Source organism: Fictibacillus sp. Mic-4 (assembly GCF_049843615.1).
GTDB lineage: Bacteria > Bacillota > Bacilli > Bacillales > Fictibacillaceae > Fictibacillus_A > Fictibacillus_A gelatini.
Window position 1 is genome coordinate 1 of sequence record NZ_JBBHZM010000097.1, and the last position, 1539, is coordinate 1539.

A 1539-nucleotide genomic window follows, 5' to 3' on the forward strand; every position below is an offset into this window, starting at 1 on the left:
GGGCGGTTTTCCATTTTATCTTTATCGATGGCAACCGGTCTCCATTGGATGCTGTGCATGCCAAGGATTCCGACTTGTGGCGCATTCAAGATCGGTGTGGACATGAGCGATCCGTAAATGCCGCCGTTTGTGATCGTGAACGTTCCGCCTTGCAGTTCATTAAGAGTAAGTTTGTTGCTGCGTGCTTTTTTCGCAAGATCGGCAATTTCACGTTCAATGCCGGCAAATGATAGGCGGTCGGCATCGCGTACGACCGGTACGACAAGGCCCTGGTCGGTTCCAACGGCTACCCCGATATCATAAAATTTCTTCATTAAGATTTCATCGCCTTGAATTTCCGCATTTAATAGCGGGAACTTCTTCAACGCTCCGACAACCGCTTTTGTGAAGAACGACATAAAGCCAAGTTTCACATCGTGTTGTTCTAAGAAAGCATCTTTGCGGCGTTTGCGGACATCCATGATCGCCGTCATGTCTACTTCATTAAATGTTGTTAACATTGCCGCTGTATGTTGGACATCAACGAGGCGTTTGGCGATCGTTTGACGGCGGCGGGACATTTTAATGCGCTCCACTGGTTTGTCAGGAGAAACCGGTGCCGCTTGAGGAGCCGCTGCTTTTGGCGGTTGCGCTTGTTGCGCCGGCTTCGTCGCATGGGCTTTCACGTCTTCCGGACGGACTCTTCCTAATGGATCACGGGTTTCCACTTGATTTAAGTCAATGCCAAGTTCTCTCGCCAGTTTTCTCGCCGCAGGAGAGGCAACCGGGCGATCCGCAGGAGTCGTTGATGGTTCAACAGATGACGCTTTTTCTTTTGCCGCTGCTTTCGGCGCTTCAGCCGTTTCTTTCGGTTGTTCTTCTTGTTTTTGCGGGGCAGCCGCTCCTGCTCCGCTTCCAAGCACAGCGATCACTTCGCCGACTTCAACTGTATCTCCGGCTTCTTTTAAAATTTCTTGCAGCACGCCGTCTTCTTCCGCGCTAATTTCAACATTGACTTTGTCGGTTTCAAGCTCAACGATGTAATCGCCTTTATTGACTTGATCTCCAACATTTTTTAACCATTGTGCAATCGTTCCTTCAGATATTGATTCTGCTAGTTCTGGTACTTTGACTTCAGCCACGACCATGACCTCCTTCTTGGTTGACAGCAATTTTTGCAGTTAGTGCTTTATGCATAATGTGCGCTTGTTCTTTTTTATGGACTTCGGCATCTCCGCTCGCCGTACTGGAGCGGTCAGGACGCCCAATATAATCGACGGATACATTCTCCGGCGCTACCGCGCGGATTCTCGGCTCGATATACATCCAGCTTCCCATGTTTTTCGGCTCTTCTTGGACCCAGACGATTTCTTTCAAGTTGGCAAAGCGGCTAATGATCGCTTGAATTTCTTTTTCCGGGAATGGATAAAGCTCTTCCACGCGGGCGATATGAAGCCAGTCGAAATTCTCTTCTTTCGCCTCGATTTCCGTTGCCAGATCGATCGCTACTTTACCCGAACATAAAATTAACCGTTCCACTTGATCCGCATGCTTGCCAAG

At 49.1% G+C, this 1539-nt stretch carries 1 protein-coding gene and 1 pseudogene; both read right to left on the reverse strand.

The genetic code is table 11. From position 1 onward, the window contains the following. The coding region (odhB, locus tag WD019_RS21585; RefSeq protein ID WP_425712800.1) for a 2-oxoglutarate dehydrogenase complex dihydrolipoyllysine-residue succinyltransferase at positions 1 to 1121 on the reverse strand (1121 nt) is incomplete at its 3' end. Next, positions 1114 to 1539, reverse strand: a pseudogene (locus tag WD019_RS21590) (2-oxoglutarate dehydrogenase E1 component); the annotation flags it as partial. The gene odhB and the pseudogene WD019_RS21590, both read right to left, overlap by 8 nt.